At 45.4% G+C, this 19006-nt stretch carries 15 protein-coding genes; 7 read left to right on the forward strand and 8 right to left on the reverse strand.

Annotated elements, in window-relative coordinates; all coding sequences use genetic code 11:
* Nucleotides 1–241 precede the first annotated feature (241 nt).
* The 3 genes from MHM99_RS10575 to rnr form a co-directional block, all read right to left on the reverse strand.
* Complete coding sequence (locus MHM99_RS10575; RefSeq protein WP_239219245.1) at nucleotides 242–1912, reverse strand: S8 family serine peptidase; 1671 nt, start codon at nucleotides 1910–1912, stop codon at nucleotides 242–244.
* Between the two features lie 513 nt (nucleotides 1913–2425).
* A complete protein-coding gene (gene rlmB / locus MHM99_RS10580; RefSeq protein ID WP_014950916.1) occupies nucleotides 2426–3166 on the reverse strand; it encodes a 23S rRNA (guanosine(2251)-2'-O)-methyltransferase RlmB in 741 nt (246 codons plus the stop codon).
* Complete coding sequence (gene rnr, locus MHM99_RS10585; protein ID WP_239219247.1) at nucleotides 3167–5584, reverse strand: ribonuclease R; 2418 nt, start codon at nucleotides 5582–5584, stop codon at nucleotides 3167–3169. It abuts the gene before it with no gap.
* Between the two features lie 306 nt (nucleotides 5585–5890).
* On the opposite strand from rnr, the gene MHM99_RS10590 reads away from it, so the two are divergent.
* A complete protein-coding gene (locus MHM99_RS10590; protein WP_239219249.1) occupies nucleotides 5891–7609 on the forward strand; it encodes an alkaline phosphatase D family protein in 1719 nt (572 codons plus the stop codon).
* A 125-nt stretch (nucleotides 7610–7734) separates the two neighbouring features.
* On the opposite strand, the gene MHM99_RS10595 is transcribed toward MHM99_RS10590, so the two are convergent.
* The 3 genes from MHM99_RS10595 to MHM99_RS10605 all read right to left on the reverse strand — a co-directional run bounded on the left by MHM99_RS10595 (nucleotide 7735) and on the right by MHM99_RS10605 (nucleotide 10856).
* Nucleotides 7735–8031: a type II toxin-antitoxin system RelE/ParE family toxin gene (locus MHM99_RS10595; protein ID WP_239219251.1), complete on the reverse strand. Its 297-nt coding sequence runs from the start codon at nucleotides 8029–8031 to the stop codon at nucleotides 7735–7737.
* On the reverse strand, nucleotides 8012–8260 hold the full coding sequence (locus MHM99_RS10600; protein WP_239219253.1) for a ribbon-helix-helix protein, CopG family: 249 nt from the start codon (nucleotides 8258–8260) through the stop codon (nucleotides 8012–8014). Before MHM99_RS10600 ends, MHM99_RS10595 begins: the two co-directional genes overlap by 20 nt.
* A gap of 232 nt (nucleotides 8261–8492) precedes the next feature.
* On the reverse strand, nucleotides 8493–10856 hold the full coding sequence (locus tag MHM99_RS10605; RefSeq protein ID WP_239219255.1) for a TonB-dependent receptor: 2364 nt from the start codon (nucleotides 10854–10856) through the stop codon (nucleotides 8493–8495).
* Nucleotides 10857–11175: 319 nt separating this feature from the next.
* On the opposite strand from MHM99_RS10605, the gene MHM99_RS10610 reads away from it, so the two are divergent.
* On the forward strand, nucleotides 11176–11457 hold the full coding sequence (locus tag MHM99_RS10610) for a PepSY domain-containing protein (RefSeq protein WP_014950922.1): 282 nt from the start codon (nucleotides 11176–11178) through the stop codon (nucleotides 11455–11457).
* A gap of 101 nt (nucleotides 11458–11558) precedes the next feature.
* Nucleotides 11559–12122, forward strand: a complete 564-nt coding sequence (locus tag MHM99_RS10615; protein ID WP_239219257.1) for a cytochrome b/b6 domain-containing protein — start codon at nucleotides 11559–11561, stop codon at nucleotides 12120–12122.
* 137 nt (nucleotides 12123–12259) lie between these two features.
* Here MHM99_RS10615 and MHM99_RS10620 read toward each other — a convergent pair whose 3' ends face one another.
* Nucleotides 12260–12904, reverse strand: a complete 645-nt coding sequence (locus MHM99_RS10620; RefSeq protein ID WP_239219259.1) for a flagellar protein MotX — start codon at nucleotides 12902–12904, stop codon at nucleotides 12260–12262.
* A 178-nt stretch (nucleotides 12905–13082) separates the two neighbouring features.
* Nucleotides 13083–13334 carry a TIGR02647 family protein gene (locus MHM99_RS10625; RefSeq protein ID WP_014950925.1) on the reverse strand — a complete coding sequence of 84 codons (252 nt, stop codon included), beginning with the start codon at nucleotides 13332–13334 and terminating at the stop codon, nucleotides 13083–13085.
* Nucleotides 13335–13628: 294 nt separating this feature from the next.
* On the opposite strand from MHM99_RS10625, the gene ubiD reads away from it, so the two are divergent.
* The 4 genes from ubiD (at nucleotide 13629) to MHM99_RS10645 (ending at nucleotide 18799) form a co-directional block, all read left to right on the forward strand.
* Nucleotides 13629–15095, forward strand: a complete 1467-nt coding sequence (ubiD, locus tag MHM99_RS10630) for a 4-hydroxy-3-polyprenylbenzoate decarboxylase (RefSeq protein WP_014950926.1) — start codon at nucleotides 13629–13631, stop codon at nucleotides 15093–15095.
* Between the two features lie 99 nt (nucleotides 15096–15194).
* Entirely contained in the window at nucleotides 15195–15890 is a 696-nt protein-coding gene (gene fre, locus MHM99_RS10635) for an NAD(P)H-flavin reductase (RefSeq protein WP_239219261.1), read from the forward strand.
* A 197-nt stretch (nucleotides 15891–16087) separates the two neighbouring features.
* Entirely contained in the window at nucleotides 16088–17506 is a 1419-nt protein-coding gene (locus MHM99_RS10640) for a M28 family metallopeptidase (RefSeq protein WP_239219263.1), read from the forward strand.
* 267 nt (nucleotides 17507–17773) lie between these two features.
* Nucleotides 17774–18799 carry a transporter substrate-binding domain-containing protein gene (locus tag MHM99_RS10645; RefSeq protein ID WP_039226834.1) on the forward strand — a complete coding sequence of 342 codons (1026 nt, stop codon included), beginning with the start codon at nucleotides 17774–17776 and terminating at the stop codon, nucleotides 18797–18799.
* The last annotated feature ends 207 nt before the right edge of the window (nucleotides 18800–19006 follow it).

The following is a 19006-nucleotide window of genomic DNA, read 5'->3' on the forward strand; positions in this document are numbered from 1 at the left end:
GAGTGCTGATCTTGGCACGCACAATACAGCGATATGGCTATGTGAATAGGGCTTAGTTCGCAGCTTTACGTCAACTTTGCAAAGCTGACCTTTCTTTATGGAAACTTGACATTCAAGCTTCTAAAAATGCTGGTAAAAGGCATAGATGTGCGAATAAACGTAAGCAAACCGCGCACAAAACTGAAACAAAAAAAAGCCTGCATAAGCAGGCTTTAACTGTGTCTTAGGGAGACGGGATTACTTACTCATATGAGTATGATAGTGTCACACCGCTGTATGACGAATAAGCGCGAATACCAATGTGCCATGTGCCTGACGCTGGCGCGTCGAATGTACATACTTCGCTGTTGCCATTTTGATAAGGACGACAATCATAGCTATTCGTTTCTGGCTGTGAGCCAAACTTCACGTATAGATCAGCATCGCCTGAACCACCAGAGGTACGAATAGTCATCTGCGTTACACCTTCAGGAATCGTCCAAGTGTAGCGGTCCCAGTTTCTGCGCGTACCAGAAAGGTCGGTTAGCTGACCTGATACTGGTTCTACGCCAGGCTCAGAGCCGCCACCGCCACCAGTACCGCCACCGGCACAACCGTTGGTGTTAAGGTAGTTGTAGGCATCAGCAAGCTGCATTAAGCCATAACCGTAGAAGTTATCACGACCCGCACTGCCTTTATCTTCTGCCGTTGCATTAAGTGCACTACGAATTTGGTTGTTTGAACACTGCGGGAAGTAACTCCATACTAGTGCTGCACCACCAGCTACGTGTGGCGTCGCCATGGATGTACCGCTGAGCGAAGCGTAGGTATTTGTTGGATAGGTAGACTGAACTGCACTGCCTGGCGCGGCAATTTCAACCTGATCGTTATATTGGCTGTAGCTTGCACGATTTTCGTTTGAGTCTACTGCGGCAACTGACATTACTGCATCATATGAAGCAGGATAAGACTTCGCACTGTTACCATCGTTACCTGCCGCCGCAACTAACAACATGCCTGCATCTGTGAAGCTCTGCATTGCATTTCGCTCGGTAGTTGACGAACTGCCGCCACCTAAGCTCATGTTAACAACGTTCGAGCCGGCATCCTGACATTGGGTGATAGCATCGATAAGGTCAGATGCGTAAGTCCATTGGCCATTGTCGTTAAAGATTTTAACGATATGCATATCCACGCCAGGATACACACCAACTACACCTTCGTTATTATCGTATGCTGCAATGGTGCCCGCTACGTGGGTACCGTGACCGTTACCATCGTTATACCAGTTACCTACAGCACTATTGTTTGCCTGACCTGTAACGCCATCGTTTGTTCCAGGCAAATCTGGGTGACCCAGGTTGTAACCTGTATCGATGATACATACTTTGCGAGCCGTAGTATCTGACTGTGCAAATTGATTAGCCTGAACCATGGTGTAGCCGTAAGGCGTGGTCTGCGCCATAGGCTTACGACGAACATCCACTTCAATACTTTCTACGTTTGGATTTTTACGAAGCTTGTTCAGCGCTGACTTACTCATTGTAGCCGCTACCATTTTATGCTTCTTAAGCTCTTTCTTAATTGCACCACCTGCTTTTCTTACTTCTGATTTAGCAGACGCGATATCGAAAGGCTTTTTACCTTTTACTTTGGCACTTGAGATTTGACCTTTACCTTTTAATGCACTCACTTCAACCGTTTCACTGGTCATCTCGTCTTTGAACTTGATGATGTAACGCTCTTGGTCAGTGGTGACAAGACGATCGACAGTCAATCGCTTACCTAGTGCTTGTTTTAGGGTTTGAGGCTTTTCTTTAACTTTTACCAGACCTTCGCCTGCTGCCATTGCAGAATTACCCATTAAGCCAAGTGATACAGCTAGAGCAGCTGCTGTTAGACATGTGTGTTTCTTATTTAATTTTGAGTTCAAAATTTATTTCCTGTTTTATCTGTCTTATTAACTTCAACACTGTTTTATTCCGTGCTTTGGAAGCTATTTGTTATTAAATGACATACAGGTATAACCATTACCTCATACGAAAAGCTCATCCATGACAACCGACGCAACTGCGTTGCAACGACCTACCCGTTTGTCAGGTATGCAAATAAACGGTATTACCAAATTATTTACAGAGCTCATATTAGGCGGCGAATCAGGCTGTTGAGTATGTTGCCTTAACCCTGGTGAGCATTTTTAATACCTTTAAAAATGCACAAAAAAACAACACAACTTATGAAGAGCGCGCCAAATGTGTATTACGAGCAGATTCATGGTAGGAATAAAAAACTATAATTAACATTAATTTCACAAACTCAAATGTAACAAAATATTAAACTCTTTATAAGTTTTACTTAAATATAAAAAAAGCGTGTACCCAAAGGTACACGCTTTTTTAAAAACCAATTGAAAACTCATTAGAGGCTCAATTCTAGCAACTTAGTCTCATAAACTGCGCTGTCTTACGATCTCGTATAAGCACACGCCGGTTGCTACCGACACATTTAAACTTGTCACACTGCCAGCCATAGGAAGCTTCACTAACTCATCGCACGTTTCTTTGGTAAGCCTACGCATGCCCTTACCTTCAGCCCCCATTACTAATGCAGTTGGGCCTTTCAGGTCTACATCATAAAGGGTCTTATCGGTTTCACCGGCTGTGCCAACAATCCAAAGGCCCTTATCTTGAAGGTGCTTCAAGGTTCTGGCCAGGTTCGTGATTTGAATAAGTGGAACCACTTCAGCTGCACCACAGGCCACTTTTCTTACTGTGCCGTTTAAGCTTGCTGATTTATCTTTCGGTACTACTACCGCGTGCACCCCTGCTCCATCTGCAGTACGCAGGCACGCACCTAGATTATGCGGGTCGGTAACGCCGTCTAATACCAAGATTAAGGGCTGCGCTTCGCTTTCTAAAATTTTGTCTAAGTCAGCTTCATCTAGCACGCGGGCTGGTTTCGCTCTTGCTACCACGCCTTGGTGTTGCTCACCGCTTACTTTGTCATCTAGCGCTTTGCGCTGACAAAACTGAACTGAAATACCGAAACGACGGGCTTGGTTAACAATGTTGGTTAGGCGCTCGTCATTGCGACCTTTTAACACTAGCACCTCCATTACACGCTCGGGTTCTTTTTCAAGTACCGACTGCATGGCATGTAAACCGTATAACCATTCTTGCTGCGCCATTTAACGCTTACCTCTTTTATTCAATGACAGTGTTTTGCCGCTACTACCGCCTTTGGCGCTGCCGCGACTTGACGATTTTCCACCGCTACGACTAGACGAGCTTGAGCCGCCTTTGCCTTTGTTCCCTTTTTTATCAGAACGCGAGCCTTTATCAGAGCGTGATTTGTTATCAAAACGAGTAGGTTTATCTGAAGCCTTTTTCGCAGACCTCACTTTTACCTTCTTACCCTTAGTGCCGCGCAGCATAGACTTATCGAGTAATAAATCAATCTTTCTTTCATCAAGGTTGACCGCTGCTACGGTTACTTCAACCGTATCACCCAATCTGAACTGGCGGTGGCCCGACTCACCAACCAGCGCTTGTTTTACGTCGTCATAGTGATAATAGTCATCATCTAGCGATGTAATGTGTACTAGGCCGTCGATGTGGTATTCGGTAAGACGAATAAATAAGCCAAAGTTTGTAACCGAGCTGACCACACCTTCAAAAGTGTCGCCGACGTGGTCGAGCATAAACTCGCACTTGAGCCAGTCAGCCACGTCACGGGTGGCATCATCGGCGCGGCGCTCTGTCATTGAACACTGCTCGCCTAACTGTTCAATTTCATCAACGGTGTAGTTTTTCGCGCCACTGACTGCTTTTTTGCCCTGCTGTTTAGCAATAATGCCTTTTAGCGCACGGTGCACGACCAAGTCTGGGTAGCGACGGATAGGTGACGTGAAGTGCGCGTAAGCTTCTAGCGCCAACCCAAAGTGACCTACGTTGTCACCGTCGTAAACCGCTTGCTTCATTGAGCGCAGCAGCATGGTTTGAATTAGTTCTTCGTCCACTCGACCGCGGGTTTTAAGCACCACATCGGTAAACGCGGCAGGCTCTGCGTCTTCAACTATGCGATGAGGAATACCGATTTCACTTAAGTAACTGGTAAATGCGGTAAGCCTGTCGGCGTCTGGTTTGTCGTGCACACGATATAGCGCTGGCGCCTCATGCTTTTCAAGCATAAGAGCCGCACTCACATTTGCCATGATCATGCACTCTTCAATAAGCTTGTGCGCGTCGTTACGCACCAGCGGCACAATATTTTCAATCTTGCGCTGGGCGTTGAATACAAACTTCACTTCTTGGGTTTCAAATTCAATCGCCCCACGCTTAGCACGGGCTTTTTTAAGCGCGCGGTACAAGTCGTGAAGATTACGTAAATGAGGTACATGAGGCTCGTAACGCTGATGAAGTTCTTTGTCGCCCTGCAGAATACTCCACACTTTAGTGTAGGTTAAACGGGCGTGTGAGTTCATGACCGCTTCGTAAAACTGGAATTCTTCTAGTTTGCCATTTGCACTGATGGTCATTTCACACACCATACATAGGCGGTCGACTTCAGGGTTTAATGAACACAAGCCGTTTGACAGCACTTCCGGTAGCATAGGAATTACTTGGTCAGGGAAGTAAACCGAGTTACCGCGCTGCTGCGCTTCATCATCAAGGGCTGAGCCTGTTCTTACATAGTGACTTACATCGGCAATGGCTACCCACAGCTGCCAGCCGCCATCGTCTAGCGGTTCACAATATACTGCGTCATCGAAGTCGCGGGCGTCTTCACCATCGATGGTGACCAGCGGAAGCTGGCGTAAATCGATGCGACCTTTTTTGGCTTCATCGGGCACCTGATCGGTAAGCTTTTCCACTTGTTTGGTTACGCCATTTGGCCACTGGTGCGGAATATCAAACGTGCGAAGTGCCATTTCTATTTCCATACCTGGCGCCATATGTTCACCAAGTACTTCAACAATTTTGCCCACCGGACTCATTTTACGGCGTGGACGCTGGGTAAGCTCTACCACAACCACCTGCCCCATTCGAGCACCGTGTGTGCTCTCTGGTGGAATGACAATTTCGTGCTGCAACCGACTGTCATCTGGCACGACCATGCCAAAACCTTGCTCAACAAAATAGCGGCCAACTATTGGCTCGCTGCGTGGCTCAATGACTTGCGTAACAAACGCTTCTTTTCTTCCACGGCGATCGGTACCACTAATACGTGCTTCTACCACATCGTCGTGAAGGAACAGGTTCATTTGCCCAGCACTGATAAATAAATCACCGCTTTTATCTTCAGGACGCAAAAAGCCGTAGCCATCACGGTGACCAATAATTCTGCCTTTAATGAGTTCATCACGGTTTTGGAGAATGTATTTTTTCTGCTTGGTAAATTGCACCTGACCTTCGCGCTCCATGGCACGTAGTCGGCGCTGAATTCCAATTCGCGCTTCTTCGTCGAAGGCGTTCACCAAGTTACAGATATCAAGAAACGACAACGGCTTGTCGTGCTCTTTTAATAAACTCATTAAATATTCGCGGCTGGCTACCGGATTTTCGTACTTCTCTTTCTCGCGCTGATAATGCGGATCATCACTCATGTATTTTAAATTTACCTTTCGTTTTTTGTTCAACGTGTTTTCGTTTGTGGCTTAGTTCTTTAAATCCCTGTAGAAAACATAAATATGATTGTTTAGACACACAAACCATTTTTGGTTCATGTGGTTATTTGCTGCACAGTATAACAGTATTTGCAGTAAAACATTGACTGTTATTATGGATTCTCAGCCTGACATCTCTATGTCACAAACACTCAGTATAAAAATGGGTTTTCGTTTTTGTTGCATGAGCGTTCAACAAAACAATACATCATCGGATACCTTACAAACCTTATAAAGAGCAGGCATATGGATAGAAGATCGTTTATAAAGCTGTCGTCACTCGCAGGCGCGAGCGTAGCAGTGTCTACAGGGCTAGCAGGCTGTACCGTTAGCACTTCAGCAAACAGCCAACCACAAACTAACGCAACCTTTACCCATGGTGTGGCGAGTGGAGACCCATTAAAAGACGCCGTGATTATTTGGACGCGCGCCGTGCCCACAGCAAATTTGGGCTCAGGTTCGGGCTCAAAGTCAGGTTTAGCCAAGGCCGATATTTTATGGGAAATGGCAAGCGATGCTGATTTTGCCAATGTGATAAGTAGCGGTATTGTTGAAGCCAAAGCAATCCATGATTTTACCGTAAAAGTCGATGTAGCAGGACTTAGTCCGGCTAACCGTTATTTTTACCGTTTTAAAAGTGCCAATAATATAAGCCCTGTGGGCGAAACCCGTACGCTGCCTGAAGCCGATGTGTCTGACGTTACGTTCGGCATATTTTCCTGTTCTAACTACCCTGCTGGCTTTTTCACGCCATACATGGAGGCAGCGAAAAACGATAACATCGATTATGTATTGCACCTTGGTGACTACATTTATGAGTACGATGGCGAAGGCTACGCAACTGAGCACGCCAAGGAAATTGGCAGGACCTATGCGCCTGATAACGACACCGAGCTTTACACTCTCACTGACTATCGCAACCGCTACGCGCTATATCGTACGGATGAAGGCTTGCTGTCGTTACATCAATATAAGCCATTTATTGTTGTGTGGGATGATCATGAAATTACTAACGACACCTACAAAGACGGTGCTGAGAATCACCAAGAGGATGAAGGAGATTTTTATGCCCGTCGTGCAGCGGCCGTACAAGCTTTTTATGAGTGGCTACCCATTCGCCCACCTTTTGGCACCGAGCGCTTAGAAATTTATCGTCAGTTTACCTTTGGTAAACTTCTTGACTTATATATGCTCGACACCCGCGTTCTTGCCCGCGACAAACAGCTTGAATACGCCAACTATCGCGATGCTGAAACTAAAGCATTTGACCAAGCACGCTTTATGAAAGACATCGGCAACCCTAACCGCGGTTTACTCGGTGAAACCCAACGCAACTGGCTACATTCGTCTATGCGGCAAAGCCAGGCTAAATGGCAGGTGTTAGGGCAACAGCTATTAATAGGCCGCATGCTTTTCCCTGTATCTATTTTTAACGGCGTTGAACGCAAAGCAATACCTGATCATGTACATAGGCTCGCGAATATCAAACGCAAACAAAAGCAAGGTGGTGCACTTAGTGAGCAAGAGCTTGCGCTTATCAATACCGTAATGCCTTACAACTTAGACGCATGGGATGGCTACCCTATTGAGCGGGAACAGGTTCTGATGCAGCTTAAATCTGTCGGCAAGCCAGTTATTGCCCTTGCAGGTGATACACATAACGCATGGCATAACAAATTAACCCTGAAAGATGGTACAGAGGTAGGGGTTGAACTTGCCACACCAGGCGTGACGTCACCCGGTATGGAACATTACCTAAGTATGGATGATGACATGGCAGAAACGCTTGCCAACGATCTTCCGCTTCTAATTGAAGATTTGCAGTACTGTAATCTGCACAAGCGCGGCTTTATGACATTGACCGTCAGCGAAGACAGCGCAAAAGCCACGTGGCACTATGTGGATGCAATTTTAACCAAAGCTGGAAAAGTAGTTAACACGCATAGTTTTGAGATTGAGACATAGCGTTCTACAAGTTTATAAGCGTGTATAGGCTCTAGCCTATGCACGTTATTTATAAAGTTAAAGGCTACAAACGCTACCTTACAAGTCTGACAACGAGCTTAGTGCTTTCCACAAATAGTGTGTTTTTAATCTGCGCTGGGCCATTGCTGTGCATCATGAAGAACACGTAGTATTTCGATGCAATTTGTAATGATGTTTTCTCGATATATAACGATAAACGGCAGGCCATTAATCACAAGTTCCCGCGTATTCTTCAATCGGCCATGACGGCCCGCTCTAGGATGTTCTGATAAGACTAGGTGCGAACTATCAATAATGTTCATTATAACGTCGATAGCTACAGAGGGGCCATTTTCTTGCGCAATATGAGCTTCAATTTTCTCTAAATCGGTACCTGCAAGATCAGTCCATTTGAGCTGCACGCTTAGCCTCCCATTTAGCTTTGACATCAGCATGGTCGGTCAAACGTCCCTCATCAGCGGACTTCACTCCTTTTTCCACCTCTTGGATAAACCACTCTTCGCGAGCAACAAACTGCTTGATAGCTTCGGCCATCAGCCAAGCCCTAGGCCTGTCCATCGCCTTAGCCATCTCGCCTACACGTGCAAGTGTTTCGTCATCTAATCTTACTGAGGTAGCTTTTAAAGGCATGTAGATTCTCCGAGGTTCTTTGAGAATCTTTATTGTAGCTGCACTAGCATTAAATGTCTTCTTTTGCTTTTCATCACCAAAGACAGAGTGCAAGACGTTATAGTTAAATCGCACCGAATAAAATCAGAGTCTCTGATACTCCTTCTTGTGACCCATACAATTTAAGTTACGTCCTATTCCCATCAAGATAGGGGCATATTGACGGGAATAGGTACTCTCTTATTCTTTACTTCTAAAACTCGTAATAAACACGCACACCAGCAATGCGTGGCATGCCGAGTACGAAGGTAGGTATACCCAATCCACCGCCCGTATTACCAGCATCAATCAAGAATTCTTTATCAAACAGGTTGTTCACGTAAAGCTCATAGGCAAACTTGCTGTTGTCTTGAAGCAGCTTCACCGATACATCAGTCAGTGAGTAAGTATCTTGAGAAAGACCAGGGTAATTGCTGCTTTCAAAAAACACTTCTGACTGGAAGCTGGTAAGCCAGTTAACATCAATGTCAAAACTGTCCATATTGAATACTTTGTTGATGTTTATCGCGCCGCTAACCTCTGGCGCTAAGCGGAACTTATTGCCACCGTATTGGAACTCAGACCCATCAGCAGTATTGTCGGCAAATTCAGCATCAAGGAAACCAAGGCTTGCTGTTAGCGTCAGCGTTTCGCTGTAGTTATAGGTCGCCATGCCTTCAATACCCGACATGGTCGAGTCGCCTACCGTTACAGTAATAGACTGTAAGGTTTCTGCGTCGGTAAAGCTTTGCTGATAATCGCTGTATTCGTAGGTGAAAATGGCACCTGAGAACAGGAAGTTCGCGCTTTGGTATTTAATACCTAAATCGTAACTGTCTACTATTTCAGGTTTAGTCACATTAACGCCACCTGCATTAGCATCCACAACTGGTGAACGTCGTCCCCTAGCGTAGTTCGCGTATACGTTCCAGTTGTTATTAACATCATAGCTTACGGCAAAGCGCGGCAGGGTATCGTCAAAGTCGCGCTCGGCATCGAACGTAAATGCACCATCTGCAGTAGTATAAGTATTACGGGTATAACGTGTTTCGTCGATATAGCGAATGCCAGCAGTAATGTTGATGTCGTCGGTAACAAAATACGACACCTCAGCAACATAAGACGCTATATCAAGTTCAGCTTCAAATATAAACGGCCCTTGTATCAGAATAGGCGGCAATGCAGGATTAGAAATAGGAGAGCCATCTTCATTAAACAGTTGCGACACTAACATCGCACGCAGTGCTTCTATTTCTTCTAACGATGCGCCGGTAGCGATATTCTGATTTAGTGGAATATTCGAACTAGCCTCTAACTGTGCTTTTACTGCATCAAACGTTCCGCGTATAAAGGGGTCTACCATTACATAGTAAGGCAAAATCGATTCGTCTTGAGTAATGGATGCGCCAACAAAAGCTGCCAGCTTGTCTCCAGAATCAAATACCAAACGCATTGATGCGCCTTGAAGCGTAGCGTCGTTATCAAAATAAGCATCTTGAATACGCAACGCTGAACCATCAGCATCAAAACCTTCGCTTACTTCTACATCTTTATAGTAGGCATCGGCATGTAGGCTAAGCATTTGGTTGAAATCGTAGTTTACGGTTAAGTCATAGGCTTGAAGCGTACGCTCAATACCTAATTCACCACCCAAGCTGAACTCAGCATCGGTAAAAGGGCTAGTATCTCCACCGTTTGGTGCGATAGAGCCAGATTTGAAAGCGATGCCCGGCTGGTCGTTATACTCCATGGCTGCGCGCGCAATGATTTCAAGCTGATCGTAATTCGCTCGCCATGTTGCACGTAGTGCTTGTACTGAAACACCCTGAAGATCTTCGCTGTTGCACGGCACTTCTTCACCAAGATGGTTGTACATATTTGCATTACCGTAATAGGAGTCAGCACTACAGGCATCGTTTTCTACAATGCCGTCCATTTCGCGATAAAGACCTGCTATACGAAAACTGTGGTTGTCGTTAATAGGCTGGTTATACATGAATTCAAGTTCTTGCCCTTGCTCTGAGTTATAGCCAACCTGTACCTTGCCTTCTTGTTCGAAGGTGGGAAGATTAGAATGAATACTTACCGCACCATTGGCTGCCGCCACACCAAACAAGGTTGGCTGGGGGCCTTTTAAAACCTCTACGCGCGCAATATCAAAAAGCGCGACGCTGGCTACCGTCTTTTTACTGATATCAAAGCCATCTTGATATACAGAGATGCGAGGCGTTGCCGACACCGAAGATACGTCGTCAGTCACGCCCCGAATATTAAAAGACGGTAAGCTTACGGCCTGCTCTTGAATTTGAACGTTAGGTAAAATTCGAGAAAGCTCATCAAGTTCCATGATATTTGTGCGCTCTAAGAACTCGCTACCTATTACATCCATAGTAACAGGCACATCCATAACGGACTGCTCACGCATTTGTGCGGTTACCGTAATCTCTTCTATATAGTTATGTTCGTTTTCTGTGTCGGGCGCTACTTCTTGTGCAATTGCGGCGCTTGATAGTGCAAATGCAATTGTTGTGGCAAGCAGAGAGCGTGGATAAACCGTTCGTGGGTACAGAGGACGCATCAAATCATTCCTTTTGTGTGCTTATTGGGTGTTTTATGTATTTTTTTAAACATTTCGCCGACAGATTGGCGACATTGCCTAGTGTTTAGAAATATCAAAGCCCAAAAATGTAGAATCCTTTTGAGACGGTTCGATGAACTATCCGTGACATGTCGGAGGCAATTTTATGACAAGTATTCTGTGCCCCGTTATGAAACCAAACAGAACTCAATTCTGTACAACAAAGTTGTGCAACCTCTATGCACAAAAGAACAATGTCAGTACAATATTTAAGTAGGATAGAAAGAACTTTTAAATAAAAAGCGAAACGGAGACTGCAATGAAAAAACTAATGATGGCTACTGCTATTGGCGCCGCGACCTTATTAAGCGCATGTAGTGCAGAGCACGGCACCACTCAGTGTACTACTGCGCCGGAAGCTGAATGGCAAAACCAAGATGCGTTTCAGGCTCAGCTGTTAGCGCAAGGCTACAAAATCAACGAATTTAAAGTGACAGGCGGTAACTGCTACGAAATCTACGGCTTCGATAAAGAAGAGAACAAAGTAGAGATTTACTTTAACCCTGTTGATGGCAGCATTGTTAAAAAAGAAATGCACTAAATTCTGTTTAGCAAACGGTTCATCGAACGTTTGCTTTAAAACTTGATAAAAACGCTGCAAACTATTGCAGCGTTTTTGTTTTACCCTGAGAAAGTCACGTAATGCACAAAGCTAAAGACACGGGTTCAGATATTTATGTTTGGGATTGGGTAGTGCGCGTATGCCACTGGGGCATTGTTGCAAGTTTTATCACCAACTACTTTATTGTAGAGCCGGGCCGGCTTTTTCATGAAATAGCGGGCTATGTGGGCGTAGCGCTTATATCTATGCGCGTTGCTTGGGGCTTATATTCAGCTAATACCAACAAAAAGGGCTCCACAGCTTACGCTAGCTTCTCCACTATTTCGCTAAGCAAACAGGCCTTTAGAGAACATCTTCAGCACTTAAAGCATAAACAAATCCCACGTACTAATGGCCACAATCCTTTTGGCTGGCTTATGGTGATGGCAGTTATTGCCCTTTTGCTTGGGTTAGGTATTACCGGTTTTATGATGGAAGAAATAGACGCACTGTTTGGAAATAGCACGCTGGAATGGATACACAGTATTATGGCTGATGTATTGTACGGCTGTGTGTTGGTGCATATTGCTTCCGTGTTTGCTGTACAACGTATGGGTAACATTCAGTTAGTTCGCCCTATGCTTACTGGCTGGCGTAAGCGTTAAGCCTACGTAAAGACATAGATGTGCTACGGACATAAATACGCTTTTGCCGAAGCTGGCTTATTGTGTTTGCCAGCCTTTCTGCCCTTAAGATTTTAGTTGCCTGCAGGTGTTCGTTATCACCTCGCCGCTTGTAGCTTTTAACTATCCAAAGGCCGCTTTGCCTCTCGCACGGCTTTCGGGTGCATTAATTTTTCCAAACGAGCAAGATATGACGCTATTTTCTGATGCTGCTTTTTATCGTTGGTTACAGAGTTATACAGCCAGTGGTAGGCGTCTTCATAATCGTAAGGGCTGCCATAACCGTCCAAAAACAACTCAACCAAGTGAATTTGCGCTTTTAGGTTTTTAAGCGCAGCGGCTTCTCGTAAATACACTACGGCGCGAGATTTATCTTGCTGTACCAGTGTGCCTTTTGCGTAATAACGTCCAAGCTGCTCAAGTGCTGCAGGCAAACCTTGATTCGCGGCATCTTCCATATAGCCAATTCCACGGACAGGTTCAGCATCTACGCACACGCCCCACGCCAGCATATCTCCCCATAAAAACTGGTAGGCCGGTACTTTCAACACGTTGGCACGCGCTTCAATGTCTTGCACTAATTGGCATCGATCAGCCACTACTTTGTCTAAATGCGTATTAGCATTAATCATATCGATTAAGGCATCTTGGCTGTAAAGCTGAACTGCGCGAAGCTCTTCAATCGTTTCCCCTTCAAGAGCATGAGCGCAAAAACCCGTGACAGTCGCGCAGATAAATAAGGCTGTGTGTAGAATACGTTTCATAGCAAAAGAGTATGTGTTGATTACAATGTCTTAGTTAAGGTATCGACTAATTATAGATTATCTTAACCAAGACATGCTTTTCTTTACGAATGGACACATGAGCGTCTGCGGCCAGCTAATATCTACTTTCAACTTTATGCTGACCACATGCATTTAACCGTACGCTAGCATCTTGCTTTTAGTGGCTACTTTTTCTTGGGCACATGGCCGATTGGATATGGCGGGCGTGATCGGCTAGGTCAATACCTAGATCAGTTAGGTAACCACCGTCTGGCTGGGTGATTAGGCCTTTGGAGTATAGCCTGGATGCTGCGTTCACCATGCTTTGGCTGGCATCGTGATGAATTTTTAAACCTTGAAGTAGGCTGTCTGTTGGAAACTTCAGTAACAAATTTAATTCGTCTAACATGTCCTGATCGAATGAACTCATGTAACCACCTTAGGCAAAAGGGTTAGTAGGGATTTAGCACGCTGGCCACTGTAAAACACCTCAGCAAAGCACTATGGTAACAACCTATACCGAAGCGCACACACCAAAGCACTATTAGCCCTAGATTTGTTAATATTTTTAACGCTTTCTTATATCACACCCAAATGGCACCTCTGTAAAGCGTAATTTATCTGTAAAACGTTTAATCGTGTAAACACAGCGCTTACTGATCGGACTTTGGCGCTAAATAGTATATTCTTGCCATAAATTGAGTTTGTGGATGCACCTGCACTGATGAAGTACAAAGATTTACGCGACTTTATTCGCCAGCTAGAAGCTAAAGGTGAATTGGTACGCATTACCCAGCCCATTGATACCGACCTTGAAATGACAGAAATTGCCGACAGGACGTTGCGTGCCGGCGGCCCTGCACTGTTATTTGAAAACCCTAAAAATCACGACATGCCCGTATTGGCAAATTTGTTTGGTACACCAGAGCGCGTAGCTATGGGCATGGGTCAAGAGTCTGTTGAAGCACTGCGTGAAGTAGGCAAGCTACTGGCTTATTTGAAAGAGCCAGAGCCGCCTAAAGGGCTGAAAGATCTTTGGGAGAAGCTGCCAGTATTTAAGCAGGTGCTTAATATGCCTGCCAAAGTCCTTAAAAAAGCCCCTTGTCAGGAAGTGGTGCTTACCGGTGACGACGTAGACTTATCGAAAATTCCGGTACAGCGCTGCTGGCCGGGTGACGCTGCGCCGTTGGTAACATGGGGTTTGAGTGTTACTAAAGGGCCGCATAAGAAGCGTCAGAATCTGGGCATTTACCGTCAGCAGGTTATCGGCAAAAACAAACTTATAATGCGCTGGTTATCACACCGTGGTGGCGCCCTTGATTTTCGTGAGTGGTGTCAAACCCATCCGGGCGAGCCTTACCCTGTCTCTGTGGCACTTGGCGCAGATCCCGCTACTATATTAGGTGCGGTTACTCCTGTACCAGACACCCTTTCCGAGTATGCTTTTGCAGGTTTACTACGTGGTGATAAAACCGAAGTAGTTAAGTCTATTAGTAACGATTTACAAGTACCTGCCAGTGCCGAGATTGTGCTTGAAGGCTATATTGCACAAGATGAAACTGCGCCTGAGGGCCCTTATGGAGATCACACCGGTTACTACAATGAAGTCGACGACTTCCCTGTATTTACCGTTACTCATATTACCCATCGTAAAGATCCTATCTATCATTCGACCTATACAGGCCGTCCACCAGATGAGCCAGCTATTTTAGGTGTTGCGCTAAACGAAGTGTTTGTGCCCATTTTGCAAAAGCAGTTCCCTGAAATTGTCGACTTCTACTTACCGCCTGAAGGATGTTCTTATCGCATGGCAGTGGTGACGATGAAGAAACAGTATCCAGGGCATGCGAAACGGGTGATGATGGGTGTGTGGTCGTTCTTGCGCCAGTTCATGTACACCAAATTTGTGATAGTGTGCGATGACGACGTCAACGCGCGTGACTGGAACGATGTTATTTGGGCCATCACCACCCGTATGGACCCAGCCCGCGACACGGTAATGATAGAAAATACGCCTATCGACTACTTGGATTTTGCGTCCCCCGTTTCAGGGCTAGGCTCTAAAATGGGCATGGATGCAACAAACAAGATGCCGGGCGAAACCGACCGAGAATGGGGCGTACCTATTGTAATGGACGAAGACGTTAAAAAACGCGTTGATGATATTTGGGACAGTCTTGGTATTATGTAGCGACTATTTTTAGCGCTATTTATTTTGTATTGAAGCATGCGCTTTTTTTTAAGCGCATGAAAAGGCGACACGCTAAGCAAGAAGGTTAGAAGAGAATACATGTCAGAAATTAAGTGTAAGGTTGCAAGCATCACGCCTTTAACCGAAGTGGTTCAAAAAGTTGAATTAACGCCAGAAAGCCCTGTTGAGTTTAAGGCGGGTCAGTACGCCATGGTGGTAATGGGCGAAAAAGATATGCGTCCGTTTTCTATTGCCAATGCCGCATTTGATAATAGCCGCATTGAATTACACATTGGCGCTGAGCCTGGCAACAGCTACGCTGGTGAAGTGCTTGAGCGCATGCGTACAGATGGCGAAATTACCGTAAACGTAGGTAATGGTAATGCTTTTTTGCAAAGCAATGGCCTGCCTATGGTACTCATTGCAGGTGGTACTGGCTTCTCGTATACCTATTCAATTCTGCAAGAGCATCTTAACAGCGGTGACAAGACCCCAGTTACACTCTATTGGGGTGGTAAACATGCGGCTGACTTGTATTTAGCCGACAAGCTAACTGAGCTCGCTGAAACTAACGATCACTTCACTTTTGTGCCGGTTGTAGAGTTTGCATGCGACGAATGGAAAGGCAGAACGGGCTGGGTACACCATGCGGTAATGGCAGACCACGCTGACTTTGCCAATATTCAGGTTTACGTTGCAGGTCGTTTTGAAATGGCCAAAGTTGTACGCGATGATTTTACACAACGCGGCTTAAAAGTTGAGAACCTATTTGGCGACGCGTTTGCGTTTATTTAAGCGCTAGCGTAAACCCATATTCTGAAAGCCGGCGAATGCCGGCTTTTTTGTTTTTTTTAAAGTCATTTTTCATTCCCAGCGCCTTACTCCGTTTTTCAATCGCGATGCCTTGCGATGACCAACCATTAAACACGTTTACTCTAATTGTAGCTTTGCCACGTATTCGTTACGGTGAAAAATAAAAACAGGAGATAACAATGATAAAAAACCGACCCGCACTAGCTAGTATAAGTGCAAAAATAAGAACTGAATTAACGAAAGTACTGGCATCAGCTGTATTGGTAAGTAGCACAGCGTCATTCTCCGCTCACGCACAAAGCGAGCAGCAGCAAGCACTTTATGATATTGCCAAAAATGTTTCCGCTGAAAACATTGAAAAAGACATTACTACGCTGGTGAACTTTGGTACACGCCATACCCTTTCTGAGACCGAGTCCGATACTCGTGGTATTGGTGCTGCGCGACGTTGGATTAAATCTGAATTTGATAAAATTTCAGCCGAGTGTGGTGGCTGCTTAGAAGTGTACTACCAGTCGGAAGTCATCAGCGGAGAAAAACGTATTCCCGAGCCGGTAGAAGTGGTTAGTGTTATCGCTATTCAGCGCGGTAGTACTGACCCTGATCGTTACGTGATAATGTCTGGCGACATTGATTCACGGGTGTCTGATGTGATGGATTTTACGTCTGATTCACCAGGTGCAAACGACAACGCCTCTGGTGTTGCCGGTACCCTTGAAGCTGCACGAGTACTATCCAAATACAAGTTTAACGGCAGTATCGTGTATGCTGCTTTATCTGGCGAAGAGCAAGGGCTTTTCGGCGGGCGTATTATGGCAAACCAAGCCAAGGAAGACGGCTGGCGAATTAAAGCCGTGCTCAATAATGACATGATAGGCAATATCGAAGGGGTTAACGGTGTGATTAACAACACCACCGCTCGCTTGTTTGCTGAAGGTACACGCGTAACCGAAACGGATAAAGAAGCGCGCATGCGACGTTTCACCGGGGGTGAAGTTGACTCACCAAGCCGTAACCTTGCCCGTTACATCGATAAAATTGCCGATCAGTATATTGAGAACTTAGACACAATGGTGATTTATCGCTTGGACCGTTTTGGTCGTGGCGGCCATCACCGCCCGTTCAACGACTTGGGCTACCCGGGTATTCGTATTATGGAAACTAACGAAAACTACACCCGCCAACATCAAGATCTTCGCGTAGAAGACGGTGTTGCCTATGGTGACACCTTGGATGGCGTCGACTTTGATTACGCAGCCAAACTTACTGGCCTTAATGCTGTTTCTCTTGCTGCGATGGCGTGGGCACCGAACCCACCTGCAAATGTAGAAATTGCCGGTGCAGTTCAACCTTCAACATTTTTAAAGTGGGATGCACTAGACGCTGAAGAGAACCCGCAGCTTAAAGGGTACAAAGTATACTGGCGTCATACTGATGCTCCGCAATGGGAATACAGTAAATATGTGGGTAACGTCACCGAGGCCATGCTTGAGAACGTTGTTATCGACAACTACTTCTTTGGCGTAGCCAGCGTGAACAAGGACGGTGTTGAAAGCGTAGTAGTTTATCCAGGTCCTGCGGGAAGCTTTGGAGAATAAGCGTTTAAATTGAGCGTTTATATTGAGCGCGCTTATACGCATCCAATTACGCATGCAATCAAGTTCGTGACGTTAAGCTGGCAATGAAACCGGCTTATCGTCACGAATGACTTTACTTAATAAAAGCTAGTATAAACGTGGACACTACACTCAATATATTGATGTCGCTTACATTTTGTTAATTTAAGCCAGTACGTGTTTATTGGAATTAAGCGACTAACTGCATTACAGTGTAGTAAATGTATGACGGCAGTTCGGAGTTCACCTTTGGTAAGATTCAGCGCGTTCTCGCTCTCTATTTTCACTCAACGTCTTTCTTTATTAGGCATAAGCCTAGCCCTTTGTTGTTTTAATGTTTCGCAATTACATGCCGCCCCTACCAAATTAGGTGCAGCTTCCTTCGAGACCTACATAAGCGACGATGGGGAGCCTGCTCGAGTTAACACACTGCTCGAAAAGGTGTTTCAGAAGGCGGAGTTGGATATCCAACTTCAGGTTATGCGACAAGCTTTTTTGGGCAGTTCTGTACTGACAGGTAAGCTAGACGGTGAATTTGCCTACGTTAATTTGGGCGAGGATAGCAGCAACTATGTTCTATCCGATATCTACTTACCCATTTACCTTTACGCGGTAAGCAAAGAGGCGGACGTTGAGGCAATAAAGCTTTTTCCTCATTTAAAAGACAACCGGGTCGCTATTGAAAATCGCTTTGCGAATACGCCCTCATTCAGACTGCTGAAAGATATAAAGTGGTCACGCAACCCCACTACGTTTGATGCATTTCGACAACTTGCCGACGATAGAGCGCCTTACTTAATTACCACCCAGCTGCTTGCGCGAGAGCTAAACATACTGCTGGCTAACGATAATGAAGAAACCTTGCACTTTTCAGCAAAACCTTTAGCAAAAACCGGATTTCAAATAGCTATCAGCAAAAATGTTGCTAACGCTGAAAGGATTATTGCGCAATTCAATCAAGCTGTGTCGACAATGCAGAATTCGGGGGAATTGAATCAGCCACTTGAGCTAGCTTGGCTCACCAAAGATGTGAATGGCGATGGCGTTGCCGACTTTATCGGGCACAGCAACATAACTACCACGTCAGACTTGTTAAACACCACCTATTCCCTAGACGGTAAACCTACATCTGAAGCCAGCGCGTTTTATATTGACGGGGATAGATATGCATCGCTTGAGGAAGCGCGTGCTGCCCTTCCCGATAAAGAAAGTTCGTCGCCCCGCGAGTCGCTGTTAGATAAAACCACCTACCAGCTATTACTCCGCCGCTGGTAGATGAATTTTGACTTCGGTGAACTTTGAAAGCAATGAGCGTTGAAAGGCATTAAATTAGGTAGAGAAGCACGAAGTCGACTACGCGACTTCTACACTACAAAGCATACCTGTCGTTGCTTAAACTAAACGACCTATTCAAAGATATGCGTCAGCTTTGTTAACGTTCTATCTTCGCGCTCTATCTTCGCGCTCTATCTTCGTAATACC

Source organism: Alteromonas sp. MmMcT2-2, assembly GCF_022348305.1.
In the GTDB taxonomy this organism is placed as follows: Bacteria; Pseudomonadota; Gammaproteobacteria; order Enterobacterales; family Alteromonadaceae; genus Alteromonas; species Alteromonas macleodii.

What these genes read in the sequence shown, in the direction of transcription:
- rlmB (WP_014950916.1), bottom strand. Translation starts at nt 3,166, where the DNA reads ATGGCGCAGCAAGAATGGTTATACGGTTTACATGCCATGCAGTCGGTA.
- rnr (WP_239219247.1), bottom strand. Translation starts at nt 5,584, where the DNA reads ATGAGTGATGATCCGCATTATCAGCGCGAGAAAGAGAAGTACGAAAAT.
- MHM99_RS10590 (WP_239219249.1), top strand. Translation starts at nt 5,891, where the DNA reads ATGGATAGAAGATCGTTTATAAAGCTGTCGTCACTCGCAGGCGCGAGC.
- MHM99_RS10600 (WP_239219253.1), bottom strand. Translation starts at nt 8,260, where the DNA reads ATGCCTTTAAAAGCTACCTCAGTAAGATTAGATGACGAAACACTTGCA.
- MHM99_RS10605 (WP_239219255.1), bottom strand. Translation starts at nt 10,856, where the DNA reads ATGCGTCCTCTGTACCCACGAACGGTTTATCCACGCTCTCTGCTTGCC.
- MHM99_RS10610 (WP_014950922.1), top strand. Translation starts at nt 11,176, where the DNA reads ATGAAAAAACTAATGATGGCTACTGCTATTGGCGCCGCGACCTTATTA.
- MHM99_RS10615 (WP_239219257.1), top strand. Translation starts at nt 11,559, where the DNA reads ATGCACAAAGCTAAAGACACGGGTTCAGATATTTATGTTTGGGATTGG.
- MHM99_RS10620 (WP_239219259.1), bottom strand. Translation starts at nt 12,904, where the DNA reads ATGAAACGTATTCTACACACAGCCTTATTTATCTGCGCGACTGTCACG.
- MHM99_RS10625 (WP_014950925.1), bottom strand. Translation starts at nt 13,334, where the DNA reads ATGAGTTCATTCGATCAGGACATGTTAGACGAATTAAATTTGTTACTG.
- ubiD (WP_014950926.1), top strand. Translation starts at nt 13,629, where the DNA reads ATGAAGTACAAAGATTTACGCGACTTTATTCGCCAGCTAGAAGCTAAA.
- fre (WP_239219261.1), top strand. Translation starts at nt 15,195, where the DNA reads ATGTCAGAAATTAAGTGTAAGGTTGCAAGCATCACGCCTTTAACCGAA.
- MHM99_RS10640 (WP_239219263.1), top strand. Translation starts at nt 16,088, where the DNA reads ATGATAAAAAACCGACCCGCACTAGCTAGTATAAGTGCAAAAATAAGA.